Genomic DNA, 16,643 nt, shown 5'->3' on the forward strand with positions numbered 1-16,643 from the left:
AATCACTCGAATTCATCAATAGATTCTAGGAGGCAAGGAAACTCAATAATTACAATCCTTGCATTGTGCTCAATTTGTAATACAGGCCTCTCATTAGAAACAGTTCATCATGGGTTCCTTGTTCTTTGATTTCACCTTTACTTATCACCAAAATTAAATCGGCATTCATGATGGTACTTAACCTGTGTGCGATAACCAATGAAGTTCTGTTCTTCATGAGTTTGTCTAGGGCATCTTGCACCAATTTTTCGCTTTCGGTATCCAGTGCTGAAGTGGCTTCATCTAGAATCATAATTGGTGGATTCTTCAATACAGCTCTGGCAATACTCACACGTTGTTTTTGTCCTCCCGATAACTTATTTCCACGTTCACCAATATTGGAATAATAACCGTCTTCCATGGCTGAAATGAAATCGTGTGCATTGGCAATTTTTGCGGCTTGAATCACATCTTCCTCGGATACATTGTCCATTCCAAATGCGATGTTGTTGAAGATGGTATCGTTGAAGAGGATTGATTCTTGACTTACAATTCCTACTTGATCACGTAAATCGTGTAGTGAAAATTGATTGATGTTAATGCCATCGTAAGTAATCTCCCCTGTGTTAACATCGTAAAAACGTGGTAAAAGATCTGCAATTGTAGATTTCCCACTACCAGACTCTCCTACAAGAGCAACGGTCTTTCCTTTCAACAATTCAAAGTTCAGGTTTTTCAATACCATTTCAGATTGGTAAGCGAACGACACATTTTTAAATTCAATACCTTTTTTCAAAGGTTGGATTTTCACCGGATTTTCAGGGTCAAGTATTTTGTCGTCTGCAGATAAAATTTCTTCAATTCTTTCCTGACTTGCTTTAGCCTTACTTAAGTTGGCACTGTTTTTTGCAATACTCTGCACAGGAACTAAAAGTTGAGAAAAAACAATGATAAAGCCGATGAATTCTTTTCCTGTGAATCCGCTTCCTGCTTCTCCATCCAAAATCATAGAACCACCATACCACACAATGGCAATCATTACCACAGCACCTAAAAACTCATTCAGCGGAGAGGAAATATCTCGTTTTCTAAATGCACGAGTGGATAATCTTTGATGATGTAAATTAATGGCAGCAAATTTTCTTACCGACTCATCAGTAGCATTGAATGCCTTTACAATTCTAATTCCCCCTAAGTATTCATCTAAAAATGAAAACAATACGCCCAATTGTTTTTGACCTTTACTAGCTGTACGCTTTAGACTCTTTCCGATTTGAGAAATAATCAGTGCAGAAAGCGGCAATAAAATAAAGGAAAACAATGTTAAGGCAGGACTCCAATACACCAGAACACTTACGGTGATAATTACGGATAACGGATCTCTAAACACCAACTCCAACACAGCTATAACCGCTACTTCAATTTCATTCACATCATTGTTCATGCGTGACATTAAGTCTCCTTTTTTCTCTTCCGTAAAGAAAGAAATTGGTAAACCCATTGATTTTTTAAACAACTTATCGCGGTAATCTCTCACCACTGCCATTCTCAATTGAGATTGGTGATAAATGGCCAAATAACGAAACAAACTTTTAAAGAAAAACGCAATCACTACAGTAACACATACAAATAGCAAAGCATATTTTGGATCCTCCTGGGCCATTGAAGTCATGAAGTAATTGTATGAATCGCTTAAAAACTCAATGTATGCATTTATTCCCTCTCCTTCTAAGGTAGGTTTGCTCACTATTTCAACTTCCTCCGAAGGAAAAATAACTTGTAAAAATGGAACAAAGAGCACAAGAGAAAGGAGGTTGAAAATTACATAAAGAAGGTTGAAAACAATGGTTGCAATTGCTCTCCCTTTGTATAAAAATGTGGCCTTAAATATTGTTGATAATTGTTTCATCCTTGGCAAATATAGGATTATTTCAAGTTTAAATGAGTGGTAGTTTAATAAATTGTGCAGCAGAAACCGGTCTTAAATATCAACCCGTGGTTTAATGTAAGTCAACAATAATAAATAAACACTGTTCAAGTGTTTACGATTATCATTACTTTTGTAGTATGGGATCAATAAGACAAAACAAAATTGAGAAGGTTATTCAGGAGGAAGTTTCCAAAGTATTCCAACAGAATGCCCGTGAACTGTGCTTAGGCGCAATGGTTACAGCTACTGTAGTGCGTGTCACACCTGACTTAAGCTTGGCACGTGTTTACTTAAGCATTTTTGCTGGTCCACCAAAAGAAGAAGTATTACACAACATTCAAGTCAACAAAGGGAAAATCCGTGGCGATGTTGGACGCAGATTAAAAAATATGCGCCACATTCCAGATTTGGCTTTTCACATTGATGATTCATTAGATTACGCTGAAAAAATCGATGAATTGTTAAAAAAGTAAGCCATGAATGTTGCTCGATTCATAGCGCGAAGGTATTTTAAAGCAAAGAAGTCTCGAAATGTAATTAATCTCATCACTAAAATTAGTGTTGTTGGAATTGCCATTTCGACTGCTGCTTTAGTGATTCTTCTTTCAGCGTTTAATGGGATTGAGCAAATGGTGGTAAAACTATACAGCGATTTTGACCCTTCGATTAGTGTGCGGTCTGCGAAAGCAAAAACCTTTAATCAAGGGTTTATAGATTTAGAGAAGATTCGTGCTGCTGAAGGTGTTCAAAACACCTCTCGTGCCATTGAAGAAGTCATTATTTTAAAACACGAAGACAAGTGGGTACATGCCCAAATGATAGGTGTTGACACAACATTTCTATCGATGTCTAAAATGAGCGAGCACTTGGTCGATGGAGTTCCGCAACTGTATAATGAAGAAGGTGTTCCTCAAGCAATTTTCGGGGCTTATTTATTGGATAAACTAGGTGGATACATTCCTGTTTCTAATAATTTCCAAGAACAGATTACTTTTAACGTTCCACTGCGTGAAGGTAAATTAAGACCTGGAAAAAACCCTTTGAACGTTCGTATTTTAAATGTTTCTGCACGCATGAACTTTAACCGTGAAGTGAATGCTGAAAAAGTGGTCATTCCTTATGATTTGGCCAATGAATTATTAGAATATGGTGAAGACATCACAGCTCTTTATATTGAGGTAAATGAAAAACACAAGCTCAACACAGTAAAGCGTGAAATCCAATCAATAGTGGGTGAAGATTTTGAGGTTAAAACCAACTTTGAAAAAAATGAATTGATTTTCAAAACCAGTCAATCAGAGCGTTTGATTGTTTATTTCATTTTGGTCTTTATTTTCATCTTGGCTTCCTTTAATCTAATTGCATCAATCACCATGTTGTTTGTAGAAAAGAAAGCAGACATCACGACTTTATATAGTTTAGGAGCCGATAAACGTACACTCTTTAACATTTTCTTCTTTGAAGGATTAATGATCGTAAGTCGTGGGGTAATTATCGGACTCATTATCGGATACACCGTTTCCTTTGCTCAAATTTATCTTGGTATAGTGGCCATGCCTAGTGCTCCAGGCGAAAGTTTTCCTATGCAAACCACATGGAGTGATGCATTTATGATCATCGCTTCAGTCTCTGTACTTGGGTTTTTCGTTTCCTATTTCCCAACCAAAATATTGGTCCATAGACACGAGAAGTTGAATCAATAAAAGAATTCTTAGGCAAGAACGAGTTATTCGAGCAATAACTCTTAAATTTGCACTTTCTAAATAGATACATTATGTTGGAAATTACAAGGATTAGAGCTGAAAAAGACATCCTTATCGAAGGATTGAAAAAACGTGGCGTGGATTTTAGTCCACAACTTAACGAGATTACTGCGCTTGATGAGTCATGGCGTGCAAAAAAATCTGAGATGGAATCCGTTCAATCCGAAAGTAATAAGATTTCAAAGGAAATCGGAAAACTAATGGGTGCTGGGAAAATAGAAGAAGCAAATGCAGCAAAAGAACAAACAGCACAGTTTAAGCTTAAAGAGCAAACGCTTAAAGACGAAGTTTCGAAGTTAGAAGAGCAAATTCAAGAGTTGCTTTACGATATTCCAAACGTTCCTCAAAACATCGTACCTGCAGGGAAATCTGAAGACGATAACGAAATTGTTGAAGAGGTCGGACAAAAAGTACAGTTTTCAGGGACACCTTTACCACACTGGGAGTTGGCCAAAAAATATGACATCATTGATTTTGAATTAGGAGTTAAAGTAACTGGTGCTGGATTTCCATTTTACAAAGGGAAAGGAGCAAAACTACAACGCGCATTGATCAACTTCTTCTTAATGGAGGCAGACAAAGCAGGTTATACTGAGTATATTCCGCCATTGATGGTGAATGAAGCAAGTGGGATTGGAACTGGACAATTGCCAGACAAAGAAGGTCAAATGTACCATGCCACAAAAGATAACTTATTTTTAATTCCAACTTCAGAAGTTCCATTAACCAACATCTACCGTGATGTTATTCTACCAGGCGAAGACTTTTCAATTAAAATGACAGGCTATACGCCTAACTTTAGAAGAGAAGCAGGTTCATATGGAAGTGACGTACGTGGATTAAACCGTTTACATCAATTTGATAAAGTGGAATTGGTTCGCATAGAACACCCTGACAATTCTGAAAAAGCTTTAGAAGAAATGGTAAACCATGTAAAAGGTTTACTTGAAAAACTAGGATTACAATACCGTATTTTACGTTTGTGTGGTGGAGATTTAGGATTTACTTCTGCAATTACCTATGATTTTGAAGTATTCTCTGCAGCGCAAGAAAAGTGGTTGGAAGTAAGCTCAGTTTCTCTTTTCGAAACCTTCCAAGCCAACCGTTTGAAATTGCGTTTCAGAAATGCAAACAAGAAAACCCAGCTTTGTCATACCTTAAATGGAAGTGCACTTGCATTGCCAAGAATTTTAGCTGCTTTACTTGAGAATTATCAAACTCCAGAAGGAATTGAAATTCCAGAGGTATTAGAAAAGTACCTTAACTTTAAGATCATTAACTAAGCAAAAAAATCTTTGCTTTCAAAATACTGTCCAGGCCACATCGGTCTGGACTTTTTTGTTTAATCTTCTGAGGCTAAATAGAAAAGACTGCAGTAATAAAATCCTTTATGTGACAAAAGTAACTGTAAAAGCATGTGCTAGTCCTTAACTTTGTAACAGAATTGAAATTAAAAACTAAAGATATGAGCAATAATAGAGTAATTATAGATGTACGGTCCGAAATGGAATTTATGGGAGGAAATGTAGCGGGAAGTATCAATATTCCATTACAAGAGGTTCCAAACCGATTAGAAGAATTTAAAGCTATGGAAAATCCTATTCTTTGCTGTGCATCAGGTAACAGAAGTGGTCAGGCAGTTCAATTTTTAAAGTCCCATGGCATCGAATGTGAAAACGGCGGGGGCTGGATGGAAGTAAATTACAAAATGGCGCAACAACAATAAATATGGGATTTTTCAGTAGATTATTTGGAGGAGGACCAAAAGTAGACTTCGCAGAATTAAAAAAGAACGGTGCCATCATCTTGGATGTTCGTTCGCCAGGGGAATTCAAAAGCGGACATATAAAAGGTGCTAAGAACATTCCATTACAAGAACTCAATAGAAAGTTAAGTGGTTTGAAAAAAGACAGAGTAATTATTACATGTTGTGCTTCTGGAAATCGAAGTGGAAGCGCAAAGAACATTCTTAAAAACGCTGGTTATGAAGTTTATAACGGTGGTGGATGGAGAAGTCTGAACAATAAATTATAGTCGTGTTTATAATATAGAACTCAGCCAGGTCATAGAGATCTGGCTTTTTTGTTTTCTTCCTTTAAGTGATTAAAATTTATTGTATTTTCGATCTTTTATAGCACCTCTTAATACAGTATTGTCTACACAAAAATGAAAAGTATAAAGGAATTACATGATGAATTCGAAAGCATTGACGGAGACCGCGTTAAATCAATGATTTCATTTTATGAAAACAATATATCTTCAATTGACGCCATAGACACGACAATTGAGGAAAATTACAGCCTTAAGTTAAGATGGCTTTCTGAATATGGATTAAGTTTGGGTGCTGATGGATATTATACAGAGGCAACAGTAGCTTTAAAAAATGCAATAGAGATGTTTAAAAAGCTACCTGGGATGGACCAGAAAAAGCTTTACGAAAATCATTATTACGAAACCTTACTCTTTCATTATGCCGCTGCCCTTTGGGAAATAAGAAAAGTCAAGAAGTCAATTGAGGTATTTAAAACCTTGGTCCTTCATTATCCAAAAAACGAAAAATACAATACTTGGTTAATTGGTTTGAAGGTCGAGACTCTTAGAAAAGTAACCAATCCCATTTGGATTACTGCAGGTATTTGGTTGATCGGTAATTACACTTTTTTCAATCAGTTAAACCCTGACTCGCAGTTAATTTTAAACTATTTTGGAGTTCTTTTGTTGTTGGTAGGAGGAGCATTAGAGTTATATGTTTATTTACTTAATCGAAAAAAAAGAGCAGCTTAAATTAAGCTTTATTAAAGCCACTCGATCGCCGAAACCAGTTATAAAGAATTACCTTTGTCTTTTGTAAATAAATTTCAATTATGGAAGAATACACCTTACATCTCATTGAATCACTAGTTGTAATTATTGCTTATTTTATATTAAAATACGTAACTAAAAAAGCAACGATTAGAGCCGCTAAAAAGTTTTCCAAATCGAAAACCCGAGTAAAAATCATAAAGAAGATTATCCAACTGATTTTAATTACCATCAGTTTAACTTTACTTTTCTTTATTTGGGGAGTTGAGCAATCTGAACTCTTGTTTTTTGTGTCTTCTTTACTGACGGTTTTAGGTATTGCGTTTTTTGCACAATGGTCAATTATTTCAAACATTACAGCAACCCTCATCATCTTCTTTAATCACCCTGCAAAAATTGGAGATGAGATAGAGATATTTGATGTAGATCACCCTGTAAAAGGAAAAATAAGCGATGTCGGTATTTTTTTTGTCACCGTAAAAAGTAAAGAAGGAGGAATGATCACAATTCCAAGTAACTTATTCATTCAAAAAATGATTACGAAAAAGGGAAGTAAAAGACCTAATAAGACTGATATTGATATTTAAACTAGACTTTTCGTGTTGTACTGAACCTTAACGTAAAAAAACCCCGTCAATTGACGAGGTTTTAAAACTATTAAATAGTGTAATTGCTTATTCTGACTTATCCCCTTTGGGTTTTAGATCATTCGACTCAGCACCACTTTGATCACTTTCGCCGTTTTCTTCATCTATTTCTTCACCTTTTAGGTAATTCGGCAATTGCATTCCTGCCATATTGAACATTTCTTGAAGCGGTGGAACAGACTTATACATTCCTGAAATGAAGTTAGAAGTAGAGGTTTGCCCCTCTTTTCCTCCTCCATTTTCCCATACTGTAATCTTATCAATCTTAATGTTTTTAATGGCTTCAGCTTGTGTTTTTACTAACTCTGGTAGTTTATCTGCAACTAAAAGTAAAACCGCATCCTTAGAATTATTACCCGCAGCTTTCACAATCTGATCTAAACCTTCTGCTTGTTTAGTAAGAATTTCATAAAGTCCTTTCGCTTCTGCCTCTTTCTTCATGAAAATAGCGTCTGCTTCCCCTTTTGCAATTCTTCTGATCTGTTCTGCTTGCGCCTCCGCATCAATCTCTATTTTTTGTTTATCAATTCTTGCCGGAACAATAATATCAGCTCCTTGCTCAGCTTCTTTACGTTTTGCTCTGGCTTCCTCTGCAATTTTCTCCGCTGCATAGGCCTCTTCTAATGCTTTCGCCGCTTGAACTTTCTCTGAAGCAATGGCAATTTTCTCTGCCTCTGCTTCTTTAGATCTTCTGGCTGCATCTGAATTTGCAATTTGAATTTTCGCTGTATTCTCTCCTTCCACGGCATGAGCATTGGCTGCCGCTACTTGAATACGTTGATCTTGTACGGCCTGTGCTTCCCCGATAGAACCATCCCTGTCTTTTTGAGATACAGAAATCTTCGCATCGTTGATTGCTTTGGCTGCGGCTTCTTTCCCAAGTGCTTCGATATATCCTGACTCATCGTGAATGTCAGTAATGTTCACGTTGATCAATTTCAAACCTACTTTTTTCAACTCGGCTTCAACACCATGCGTAATGTGAGATAAAAACACATCTCTGTCAGAATTAATTTCTTCAATATCCATCGAAGCTACAACCATACGCAGTTGACCAAAAATGATCTCTTGTGCTAAATCCTTAACCGATTCTAAAGTAAGTCCTAATAATCTTTCTGCTGCATTTTGCATTACACTTGGTTCTGTAGAAATACCAATTGTAAATCTTGAAGGAACGTTCACTCGAATGTTTTGCTTGGATAATGCATTGGTTAAATTCACCTCGATTGACATGGGTGTTAAATCCAAAAATTCATAATCTTGAATGATAGGCCAAATGAATGCCGCACCACCATGAATACATTTTGCAGATTGTCCGCCACCTGTTTTTCCGTAAACCACAAGAATCCTATCCGATGGACAACGCTTGTACCTTCTCATCATAGAGAAGAAGAAGACAAATAAAATCAATACTACCGCGGCAACTAAATAGATTCCGTTGAATAGCTCCACTTGAGCAATTAATAAGTTCATAGGTTATTTGGTTTTTGAAAGGGTTTCTACTAATAATAGTTCGGCACTTACTATATCGATTACTTTTACCACAGTACCGGTGGTCAACATTATATTTTCATCTGTAATAGCGTCTAATTCTCTAAAAGAACCTTGAACACTAATTTGTACTTTTCCTGTTTTAGAGCGATTCGGTCCAATGGGTAAATAAACTTCTCCTACTACACCAATGGCGTTTTTAATCTTTAAAGTTCCGCTTTCTGCAAGCTTATTCATAAAGTAAAATAGTGAAGAAGTAATCACCATCATGATTAATCCAGCAATGGAAGAAATCATTAAAACAATTCCATTGGATAAACCAGACCCAATCAATATCACACCTGTCCAGCCAAAAATAGTGAAAAAGGCAATTAAATTTTTAAACGTAAAAAACTGAAAACCAACTCCTCCATCGTCGGCTTCAAAGTCTGTAGCATCCGCTGCCATATCACTGTCCATATCTCCACCAACAAAGGTCATGACCAGAATAATACCCAATATTAAGGAGCCAATTATGGCGATGATCCAATAGGTTTGTTCATAGAGGGTTAGTCCCTTAAAAAGCTCTTGCATAAGTAGTCATTTTCATTTTTAATGAATTTAAACAACCAAAATAGTCAATTTATTGAATATCTGTTGTGATTTATACGTGACATTTAATATAAAAAAATAGTCCTTACTGTTTCCTTCTGCAAATTGAAGTGTTGTAATTTGAATTACAAATATGGATAAACGATGAATCGTGTTTTATTAATTTTGCTTGAATTCACTTATTTAGAAAAAGATAAATTACCTATCACAGGGTTTTCTAGCCAAATAAGTACCAAAATTTGTCAAATCCATCTATTTGTACTATTTTCTATGCTTAAAAATTTAAACAAAACAGATGTCGATAAAAGTTACAAGAAAGGACAATACTTCAAAATTTTTCGGGTTGGTTGTTAACAAAACAGTGTTTTTTACTGCCATTGCTGTTATTATTTTTAGTGTTGGTTTTACCCTTGTTTTTCAAGAACAAGCAGATCACTATTTTGGAATCGCACAAACCTATGTGTCGGAACATGGCGGATGGATTTACACTTTAGCGGTAAACCTCTTCATTGTTTTTTGTCTCTACATGGCCTTTAGTAAATTTGGCTCCATACGAATAGGAGGAAGAAAAGCCACACCAGAATTTAGCCGTTGGGCATGGTTCGCAATGCTCTTTAGTGCAGGAGTAGGAAATGGATTGGTGCTGTTTAGTATAGCCGATCCTGTTCGCGACTTTTTAAATCCACCCCGATTAGCGGGAGAAGATCCTGTAAACATTGCACAAGAAGCCATCAATTTTTCTTTCCTTCACCATGGAATTCATGGATGGGCTATTTATTCAGTAGTGGGATTATCCTTAGCGTATTTTACATTCAATCGAAAGATGCCTTTGACCTTGCGTTCCGCTTTTTACCCTATTCTTGGGAATAAAATTTACGGATGGATGGGTGACCTAATCGACATTATGGCGGTAATCACCACTCTTTTTGGGTTGGCCACCACCATAGGGTTTGGTGTAGGTCAAATTAACCAAGGATTCACTCACGTCTTTGGTATTCCAAGTACATTATTCTATCAAATGCTGATTATTCTTGCCGTTACATTGGCCGCCACATTATCTGCATTTACAGGGTTGAATAAAGGAGTTCAATTTTTGAGTAAACTTAACATTCGCGTTGCCTCCGCTATCTTTTTATTGGTACTGATTTTAGGACCTACCACTTATATTTTAAGTGCATACATTCAGAACGTGGGAAGTTACTTGGTCAACTTTATTGATATGGCCACCTGGACAGAATCTTTACGTGGTACCGATTGGCAAAAAACCAGAACCATTATGTATTGGGGATGGTGGATTTCATGGTCTCCTTTTGTGGGAACATTTATCGCTAGAATTTCAAAAGGAAGAACGGTAAAAGAATTTATTCTGGGGGTGTTAATTCTACCTTCTGTAGTTACTTTCTTATGGTTTAGTGCATTTGGAGGAATTACAATGAGAGACATCATCAATGGAGATACTGCGATGATTGCAGCTGTTGGAGAAGATATTTCAACCGCTATTTACGTCTTCTTTGATAAGTTCCCACTGGCAATGGTGTTGAAAGTGCTCGGCCTAATCCTCATCAGTAGTTTTATTATTACTTCTGCCGATTCAGGAGCTTTAGTGATTGACAGTATTACTTCAGGTGGAAAAGAAAAAACACCAAAATATCAAAGGGTAATTTGGGCCGCAGCAACTGGAGTGGTTGCAGGAGTTCTAATGTATGGTGGAGGATTAAATGCCTTACAAACCGCAGTTACAATTTCAGGACTCCCTTTTGCAATAATGCTCGTGGTCATGTGTTTCTCCTTGTTTTCTGGAATGAAAGAAGACTATAGTAAAGCTGAACGGAAAGAAAAATTAATTGAACGAGAAGATTACAGAAAGAATATCCTTCAATTAATAAATAAGGACCGTGAAGAACGTAACCTAGACAAAATCAATCCTAGCGACAAAAAAGGTATACAGCAGATTGATGAACAAAAGTTAGACGATAAAACCGAAGAAAATGACTAGAAAGAAAAATTTAAAAACAGACTTAAGAATTATGGTGGCCATGGATTTATCGGAAATGGATGCCATTTTGCTCAATTACGTTAGTTTTCTGAGCAAGGTTTGGGGAATGGAACACATCTACTTCATTCACAACATCAAACACTATAAATTAGACAGTTTACAGGACAGCTTTTTGGAAGAAGAAATTTCAATTGAAAACATCATTGACAAGGAACTCACCCGATCGATAGAAAAACATTATTCTGGTGCAGTTCCACATACTGTTTTACTGACCACGGATGATTATACAGAAAGTATTCTCACGCATTTATCTAAAGAATATAAAATAGATATTCTACTCACTGGAAACAAAAACGAATTACAAGGAACTGGAGCATTGAACCAAAAACTTGTACGTATGATGGATGCGAATGTCCTCTTGGTGCCAGAAAAAACAAGACATCAACTAAAAAGAGTGCTCATTCCTACTGACTTCAGTTCTGAATCTGCTCAATCTTTCGCTGAAACACAAACCTTAATTGCTAGTTCTCAAGGAGAAATAGAAGCTTTGCATGTCTATAATATTCCTTCGTTTTTCTTTCCTTATATCAATACAGAAAAGGCTATTGATAAAACTAAAAAGAACCTCAAAGAAAAGGTAAAACAGTTCAAAAAAAGATATAAGATTGCAGAAGAAATTCCTTTTAAATCCATCGATAGAAAAGATTTGTCGGTCGTTGAAGCCATTGAACTGCATGCAGAAAAAGAAGACTTTGACATCATTGTCGTTTCAGCACGAGGAAGCAGTAAAATTGCCTCGTTGTTTATTGGAAGTGTGACCAATGATTTATTGATTCGAAATAGAAATATGCCGTTGTTGGTGATTAATTAAAACACCTTTGCTTCGAGAGCCTCAGCCAGCGGTGTTCCGTAATAAGTAAAAGCATAGGTTAAAATTTACTGTTTGTTATCTCCAATTTTATTCAGTGCAAGCAGCTACTGAGGTGACTGAGGCTCTCGAAGTCCCGAAGTCCCCTTTATAAAGCTCTCCTAGTTACGATTTACTGCTCACGATTTGCAAGCCAACAATGGAAATAACCAAAGTCATCAGAAAAAACATGCGCCAAAAAGTAATTGGCTCCTTAAATAAAATGATTCCTCCGATTACTGTTCCGATTGCTCCGATTGCTCCCCATACAGCATAGGCTGTTCCTACAGGAATGGCATGTTCGCCTCCCATGGCTTTAAACAATAAATACATACTGATGCTCACACAGACGGCAAAGGCAATCAGCCACATCCATAATTCTTTTCCAGATGATTGCTGTGCTTTACCTAAGCTTATAGCAAATCCGGTTTCAAATAAACCTCCTATAATCAATATAATCCAATTGATGCTCATGTTGTATTTTCTGTCGTTGTTTAATGTGGAAAAGATAGTAAATTATAATAACACTTCGCTAACTAAACCACTATGAACCAAAAGTACCATAGGTTTACATGAGAAAAAATTCTATAGTTAACAAAATAGATTAGATGTTAGATGTTAAACATTTTTGTCTAACGTCTACTGTCTGATAAGTTTTTAGAAGCCAAAGCGAGATGCACTAATCCCGAGGCCTTTTGGGAGCATAGTTTTAACTCTTTCTGAGAGCGATAAAAAGTTATTTTCTTTTCAAACGGATAGTTTGTGGCGTTTTCTTTAATTTCTCAATTTACAAAAAGACTATTTTGGTAAAAATTCTAAAAAATTGACGTTTTCGGTCATATTTTCATCAAAAAATGCGATATTATAGGTATCAGTTTAAAACACTGACCAAAATCATAAAAATCCAATAGATGAAAATTAAAAAAGTACTTGTCGCCAATAGAGGTGAAATTGCAATTCGAATTTTTCGTTCATGCACAGAAATAGGTTTAAGAACGGTAGGAATTTACACTTTTGAAGACAGGTATTCTTTGCACCGATACAAAGCGGATGAAGCGTATCAAATTGGAGAAGATGATGACCCAATTAAACCTTATCTTGATATTGACAAGATTATCCAAGTGGCCAAAGAAAATAAGATCGATGCCATTCATCCAGGATATGGATTCTTATCTGAAAATGCAGATTTTGCTCAAGCCTGTGAAGACAATGGAATCATCTTTATTGGTCCTGATGTTTCTGTTTTGAGGTCATTGGGAGATAAAGTCATGGCGAAAAAAGTAGCCATTGATAACGGAATTCCAATTATTGAAAGCAATAAAAAAGACCTAACTTCGGTTGATATTGCAATTGAAGAAGCTGAAAAAATTGGATATCCTGTCATGTTAAAGGCAGCATCTGGTGGTGGTGGACGTGGAATGCGGGTAATTCACACCAAAGCAGACTTAAAGCAAGCTTATCCAGATTCGAAACGTGAAGCCAAAAGTGCATTTGGAGACGATACCGTATTTATTGAGAAATATGTGCAAAATCCAAAACACATCGAAATTCAAATTCTCGGGGATGAACACGGAAATTTAGTGCACATGTACGAACGCGATTGTTCGGTACAGCGCCGTTATCAAAAGGTAATTGAATTTGCACCATCCGTTCATTTGAGTGAAGAAGTAAAAGAAAATCTGTATAAATATGCCTTGGCCATCGGTAAAGCGGTAAATTATAGCAACGCTGGAACGGTAGAGTTTTTAGTAGACGAAGACCAAAGCATCTATTTTATTGAGGTCAACCCTCGAATTCAAGTAGAGCATACAGTAACTGAAGTGGTAACGGGAATTGACATTGTAAAATCACAAATATTCATTGCAGGAGGCTATAAATTATCGGATGAACAAATCAAAATTTACAGTCAGGATGCCATTAAAATCAACGGTTTCGCTGTTCAATGTAGAATTACAACAGAAGATCCTAAAAACAATTTTAAACCTGATTACGGAACCATTACAACCTACAGAAGTGGGAGTGGATTTGGAATTCGATTAGATGCTGGTAGTGTTTACCAAGGCGTAACGGTTTCTCCTTTCTTTGATTCTATGTTGACGAAAATTACTGCCAACAGTAGAACTTTGGACGGAGCGTGTCGTAAAATGAGACGTGCTTTGGCTGAATTTAGAGTACGTGGTGTAAAAACCAACATGGCGTTTTTAGACAATATTCTAAATGACCCCACATTCCGCGAAGGAAAAGTAACGGTAAATTACATTGCCAATACGCCTGCGCTTTTCAACATCAAAGAACCCCGAAACAGAGCAACAAAAATGCTTAATTTCTTAGGAGATGTCATTGTGAATGGAAATCCTGATGTTAAAATCATTAATCCCAACAAAAAACTCATCAAACCACAAATTCCAAAATTTGATGGGCAAGCTGCTTATCCAAAAGGAACCAAGGACTTATTGACAGAATTAGGTCCAGAAGAGTTTTCAAAATGGTTGAGCAAGGAAAAGAAAATTCACTATACCGATACCACCATGCGTGATGCTCACCAAAGTTTGTTGGCCACGCGTATGCGAACTTACGATTTAGAAAAAGTAGCGAAAGGTTTTGCAATGAATCACCCAGAGGTCTTCAGTATGGAAGTTTGGGGTGGAGCAACTTTCGATGTGTGTATGCGCTTCTTGAAAGAAAATCCGTGGGAACGTTTACGTATTTTACGTGAAGCCATGCCCAATGTACTTTTACAAATGTTGTTGCGGGGTTCAAATGGTGTTGGCTATACGGCTTATCCTGATAATCTAATCGAGCGCTTCGTAAAAGAAGCTTGGGAAAACGGAGTAGATATTTTTAGAATTTTTGATTCTCAAAACTGGATGAAATCGATTGGACCAGCAATCGAACACGTACGAAAAAACACCCAAGGATTGGCAGAAGGTTCTATGTGTTATACTGGCGATATTTTGGATCCAAAAGCAGATAAATATACTTTGAAGTACTATTTAGACCTTGCCATAGAGATTGAAAATGCTGGAGCGCATATTTTGGCCATAAAAGATATGGCAGGATTGTTAAAGCCTTATGCAGCAAAAGAATTAATTACTGCTTTGAAGTCAGAAATCAAGATCCCAATTCATTTACATACACATGACACCTCATCGGTGCAATCTGCAACTTATCTCAAAGCCATTGAAGCAGGTGTAGATGTTGTTGATGTTGCATTGGGTGGATTAAGCGGCTTGACTTCACAACCGAATTTCAACTCTATGGTTGAAGCCATGCGTTTTCAAGAACGTGAAAACAAAATGGACATTCAAAAACTAAATGAATATTCAACCTACTGGTCAGATGTACGTGATTACTATTATCCATTCGAATCTGGATTGAAATCTGGAACTGGAGAGGTTTACAAACACGAAATTCCTGGTGGACAATATTCCAACTTGATTCCACAAGCGGAGTCTTTAGGATTAAGGGATCGATTCACAGAAATTACAGATATGTATGCAAAAGTGAATGCACTTTTTGGAAATGTAATTAAAGTAACCCCAAGTTCGAAAGTTGTTGGAGATATGGCGCAATACTTAGTGAGTAACAACATCACTATTGAAGAATTTATGGAAAAAGGAGAAACATTATCCTTCCCAGAATCGGTAAAAAGCTTTTTCAAAGGAGATTTAGGTCAACCCGTTAGTGGATTTCCAAAAGACATTCAGAAAATTATTTTGCGGGATGAACAACCGTATACTGATCGTCCGAATGCACACCTAGAACCCATCGATTTTGGTAAAGAGTTTGCAGAATTTAAAAAAGAATTTGGTGATGGAATGGACAGAGCTCTTGAAATCACCGACTTCTTATCGTATAAATTGTATCCTAAAGTATTTACTGATTTGTATGATCATTACCTCAAATTTGGAAAAGTGATGCAAATTCCAACGAAAAACTTCTTCTATGGTATAAAACCAGGTGAAGAAATTATTGTGGAACTAGATAGAGGAAAAACACTCTTGATTCAATTAATTTCTATTACAGAAGCTGATGATGAAGGTGAAAAGAAGGTGTTTTTCAAAGTAAATGGACAAACGCGTAGTACGAACATTAAAGACAATTCTATTGCTGTTGAAAAAATCGTGCATCAAAAAGTAGATAAAAGCAATCCGAATGAGGTTGGTGCGCCACTTCAAGGTTCTTTGTCTACAATTTTGGTAAAAGAAGGCGATACCGTTGAAAAAAATCAAGGTTTGTTTGTCATCGAAGCCATGAAAATGGGAACTACAATTTGCGCCAATACCGATGGGAAAGTCAAAAAGATATACCTTAAAGAAGGAACCATGGTACACAGTGATGATTTAGTTGTGGAAATGGAGTGAATCTAATATTTACGATGAATCGTAAATATTAGATAGGGAGAGGTTGGAGTATTAAGGTAGATCGTTAACCCTAAAAGCTAAATACCAACTGTACTATTTTCGGGTAATTGAACCGTTCGAAAGCACACGGAAAACATTTTGTTATCTTTGCACAAGGTCTGAAACATTTAATT

General features: G+C 36.5%; 14 protein-coding genes. 10 read left to right on the top strand and 4 right to left on the bottom strand.

Features of this window, described 5'->3' with window-relative positions:
• Positions 1–49: 49 nt before the first annotated feature.
• Positions 50–1,888: an ABC transporter ATP-binding protein gene (locus tag ACN0U3_RS01395; protein ID WP_299202614.1), complete on the bottom strand. Its 1,839-nt coding sequence runs from the start codon at positions 1,886–1,888 to the stop codon at positions 50–52.
• A gap of 158 nt (positions 1,889–2,046) precedes the next feature.
• On the opposite strand from ACN0U3_RS01395, the gene rbfA reads away from it, so the two are divergent.
• The 7 genes from rbfA (at position 2,047) to ACN0U3_RS01430 (ending at position 7,061) form a co-directional block, all read left to right on the top strand.
• The gene (gene rbfA / locus ACN0U3_RS01400) at positions 2,047–2,382 is read left to right on the top strand and encodes a 30S ribosome-binding factor RbfA (protein ID WP_299202611.1); all 336 of its coding nucleotides are present in this window, start codon (positions 2,047–2,049) and stop codon (positions 2,380–2,382) included.
• A gap of 3 nt (positions 2,383–2,385) precedes the next feature.
• The gene (locus ACN0U3_RS01405) at positions 2,386–3,612 is read left to right on the top strand and encodes an ABC transporter permease (RefSeq protein ID WP_299202608.1); all 1,227 of its coding nucleotides are present in this window, start codon (positions 2,386–2,388) and stop codon (positions 3,610–3,612) included.
• A 71-nt stretch (positions 3,613–3,683) separates the two neighbouring features.
• Complete coding sequence (serS, locus tag ACN0U3_RS01410; protein ID WP_299202606.1) at positions 3,684–4,955, top strand: serine--tRNA ligase; 1,272 nt, start codon at positions 3,684–3,686, stop codon at positions 4,953–4,955.
• Positions 4,956–5,137: 182 nt separating this feature from the next.
• Positions 5,138–5,398 (top strand): rhodanese-like domain-containing protein, encoded by a 261-nt coding sequence (locus ACN0U3_RS01415; protein WP_299202603.1) that lies wholly within the window; start codon positions 5,138–5,140, stop codon positions 5,396–5,398.
• Positions 5,399–5,400: 2 nt separating this feature from the next.
• Positions 5,401–5,706, top strand: coding sequence for a rhodanese-like domain-containing protein (locus ACN0U3_RS01420; protein ID WP_417264852.1), 306 nt, complete (start codon positions 5,401–5,403; stop codon positions 5,704–5,706).
• Positions 5,707–5,838: 132 nt separating this feature from the next.
• On the top strand, positions 5,839–6,456 hold the full coding sequence (locus ACN0U3_RS01425; protein ID WP_417264853.1) for a hypothetical protein: 618 nt from the start codon (positions 5,839–5,841) through the stop codon (positions 6,454–6,456).
• Positions 6,457–6,536: 80 nt separating this feature from the next.
• Positions 6,537–7,061 carry a mechanosensitive ion channel domain-containing protein gene (locus tag ACN0U3_RS01430; RefSeq protein ID WP_417264854.1) on the top strand — a complete coding sequence of 175 codons (525 nt, stop codon included), beginning with the start codon at positions 6,537–6,539 and terminating at the stop codon, positions 7,059–7,061.
• 87 nt (positions 7,062–7,148) lie between these two features.
• Here the strand turns inward: ACN0U3_RS01430 and ACN0U3_RS01435 are convergent, their stop codons facing one another.
• Both ACN0U3_RS01435 and ACN0U3_RS01440 read right to left on the bottom strand, forming a co-directional pair.
• Complete coding sequence (locus tag ACN0U3_RS01435; RefSeq protein ID WP_417264855.1) at positions 7,149–8,594, bottom strand: flotillin family protein; 1,446 nt, start codon at positions 8,592–8,594, stop codon at positions 7,149–7,151.
• Positions 8,595–8,597: 3 nt separating this feature from the next.
• Positions 8,598–9,185 (bottom strand): hypothetical protein, encoded by a 588-nt coding sequence (locus tag ACN0U3_RS01440; protein ID WP_299202591.1) that lies wholly within the window; start codon positions 9,183–9,185, stop codon positions 8,598–8,600.
• Between the two features lie 313 nt (positions 9,186–9,498).
• On the opposite strand from ACN0U3_RS01440, the gene ACN0U3_RS01445 reads away from it, so the two are divergent.
• Together ACN0U3_RS01445 and ACN0U3_RS01450 are read left to right on the top strand one after the other, a co-directional pair.
• Positions 9,499–11,199 (top strand): BCCT family transporter, encoded by a 1,701-nt coding sequence (locus tag ACN0U3_RS01445; protein WP_417264856.1) that lies wholly within the window; start codon positions 9,499–9,501, stop codon positions 11,197–11,199.
• Positions 11,192–12,070, top strand: a complete 879-nt coding sequence (locus tag ACN0U3_RS01450) for a universal stress protein (RefSeq protein ID WP_299202587.1) — start codon at positions 11,192–11,194, stop codon at positions 12,068–12,070. Before ACN0U3_RS01445 ends, ACN0U3_RS01450 begins: the two co-directional genes overlap by 8 nt.
• Before the next feature lie 162 nt (positions 12,071–12,232).
• Here the strand turns inward: ACN0U3_RS01450 and ACN0U3_RS01455 are convergent, their stop codons facing one another.
• Positions 12,233–12,580 carry a DMT family transporter gene (locus ACN0U3_RS01455; protein ID WP_417264857.1) on the bottom strand — a complete coding sequence of 116 codons (348 nt, stop codon included), beginning with the start codon at positions 12,578–12,580 and terminating at the stop codon, positions 12,233–12,235.
• 437 nt (positions 12,581–13,017) lie between these two features.
• On the opposite strand from ACN0U3_RS01455, the gene ACN0U3_RS01460 reads away from it, so the two are divergent.
• Positions 13,018–16,470, top strand: a complete 3,453-nt coding sequence (locus ACN0U3_RS01460) for a pyruvate carboxylase (protein ID WP_417264858.1) — start codon at positions 13,018–13,020, stop codon at positions 16,468–16,470.
• Positions 16,471–16,643 lie beyond the last annotated feature (173 nt).

This window comes from Brumimicrobium sp., assembly GCF_048268645.1.
In the GTDB taxonomy this organism is placed as follows: Bacteria; Bacteroidota; Bacteroidia; order Flavobacteriales_D; family Crocinitomicaceae; genus Brumimicrobium; species Brumimicrobium ulvae.

Bases quoted from the DNA above. Each gene is read 5' to 3' on its own strand.
- ACN0U3_RS01395 (WP_299202614.1), bottom strand. From the start codon at position 1,888: ATGAAACAATTATCAACAATATTTAAGGCCACATTTTTATACAAAGGG.
- rbfA (WP_299202611.1), top strand. From the start codon at position 2,047: ATGGGATCAATAAGACAAAACAAAATTGAGAAGGTTATTCAGGAGGAA.
- ACN0U3_RS01405 (WP_299202608.1), top strand. From the start codon at position 2,386: ATGAATGTTGCTCGATTCATAGCGCGAAGGTATTTTAAAGCAAAGAAG.
- serS (WP_299202606.1), top strand. From the start codon at position 3,684: ATGTTGGAAATTACAAGGATTAGAGCTGAAAAAGACATCCTTATCGAA.
- ACN0U3_RS01415 (WP_299202603.1), top strand. From the start codon at position 5,138: ATGAGCAATAATAGAGTAATTATAGATGTACGGTCCGAAATGGAATTT.
- ACN0U3_RS01420 (WP_417264852.1), top strand. From the start codon at position 5,401: ATGGGATTTTTCAGTAGATTATTTGGAGGAGGACCAAAAGTAGACTTC.
- ACN0U3_RS01425 (WP_417264853.1), top strand. From the start codon at position 5,839: ATGAAAAGTATAAAGGAATTACATGATGAATTCGAAAGCATTGACGGA.
- ACN0U3_RS01430 (WP_417264854.1), top strand. From the start codon at position 6,537: ATGGAAGAATACACCTTACATCTCATTGAATCACTAGTTGTAATTATT.
- ACN0U3_RS01435 (WP_417264855.1), bottom strand. From the start codon at position 8,594: ATGAACTTATTAATTGCTCAAGTGGAGCTATTCAACGGAATCTATTTA.
- ACN0U3_RS01440 (WP_299202591.1), bottom strand. From the start codon at position 9,185: ATGCAAGAGCTTTTTAAGGGACTAACCCTCTATGAACAAACCTATTGG.
- ACN0U3_RS01445 (WP_417264856.1), top strand. From the start codon at position 9,499: ATGTCGATAAAAGTTACAAGAAAGGACAATACTTCAAAATTTTTCGGG.
- ACN0U3_RS01450 (WP_299202587.1), top strand. From the start codon at position 11,192: ATGACTAGAAAGAAAAATTTAAAAACAGACTTAAGAATTATGGTGGCC.
- ACN0U3_RS01455 (WP_417264857.1), bottom strand. From the start codon at position 12,580: ATGAGCATCAATTGGATTATATTGATTATAGGAGGTTTATTTGAAACC.
- ACN0U3_RS01460 (WP_417264858.1), top strand. From the start codon at position 13,018: ATGAAAATTAAAAAAGTACTTGTCGCCAATAGAGGTGAAATTGCAATT.